General features: G+C 26.4%; 1 protein-coding gene. It reads left to right on the top strand.

Features of this window, described 5'->3' with window-relative positions; genetic code table 11:
- Positions 1–217: 217 nt before the first annotated feature.
- Positions 218–688, top strand: a complete 471-nt coding sequence (locus ACEW7V_RS02410) for a hypothetical protein (protein WP_374695765.1) — start codon at positions 218–220, stop codon at positions 686–688.
- Positions 689–1380 lie beyond the last annotated feature (692 nt).

Below are 1380 nucleotides of genomic sequence, written 5' to 3'. Positions count from 1 at the left end.
TCATTGAATAAACTCAAGTCTTTCAAATAAAATTATAGATAAACCAATCTTTGTTAGCCAAATTTAACCAAATTATCAAAATAATAAACTCTCCCATCTTTATTTAGTTGTTGGCTCACTCTTTCCCAACAAAAATTATTTGTTTGAACTTGCCTATCGTATTTTCAAACCTCATGACCCTTATCTTTTGGACAAAAGATACCTTACTTAATTCGCAATACCCCAATTTTTATTATTTAACCAAACAAACCATTTTTTACCAAAGAACAAATTTTGCAATTTCAAAAAAAACTTTTTGCAAAACTTCTTTATTCGAACCCAAAGAATTTATGTAATTGAAGAAATAGAAAAAACAACTACCCAAACTTCCAACAGTTTATTGCATTTTTTTGAAAATCCTTCCAACAACAATACTATAGGTTTTTTATTAACAAATAATTTAGAACAAGTTTTACCAACCATAGTTTCTCGTTGTCAAATTATTAATATCTCTGATACTGTGGATGCAAAATCACAAAATTTAGACTATAAAACCAAATCCCCAATAGATGCTTTTGATTTTTCCTTAAGTAATTTAATAAATAAAAATTCCGATCAAATGGATTTATTTATTGCCAGCGATTATTATCAAAATTTTAAACATTTTTTTTTGGATTTTCTTATTCAATTCCCAAAAAAATTTCATTAAAAATTGAGAAGTTTTTGCCTCTCCTCTGCTTGCAAAACTTATCTTTGTCCTCATTTTTTAAATGATTTTTATCAGTGTTATTACGTTTTTTCTGATATTTTATATGAAAAAACACCTAACTCCAAAATGACCCATTTATTTTTCCAAAAACGAATTTTAACAAATCTAGAATATCAAAAATACTTATCAAACCCTACCCCTTCCAACCACTTTTAATATTTTAAAAATTATCCACCAAATTTACAAAAAAAAAATATATTATCTAACTAAGAAAATCTTTTTCATGGCTTTGTTAATTCAATTAGAAGTCTACAAATGATTTCTATTTTAAATCTTTAAGGTATTCTGTAACTCCACTATTTAAAGCAATATAAAAATTTATAGTAATACACCCAAACCCAACAAATAAGGTAAAAATATGTTATTTCAACAACAAAGTTTTTGCAACGCCAAACCTACTTTTATATTTGCAGCAACTCCCATATGTTAGAAGACATCACCTTAAGAGCACTTGCCACTTTAAATAGAAGTTTTTTTAATTTTAGCAGAAGATACAGAAGAGCTAAAAACTTTTACACACTTATCAAATCCAAACACCTTATTTTCTTAATATATCAATAATCAAACAAGAAGGCTACCTCAAATTTAGAACTTTATCAATAAGAAAAGTAATATGTAAATCGAACGAAGGC

Source organism: Areca yellow leaf disease phytoplasma, assembly GCF_041920595.1.
The sequence above is the reverse complement of the archived record's forward strand: the minus strand, read 5'-3'. Positions and strand labels throughout refer to the sequence as shown.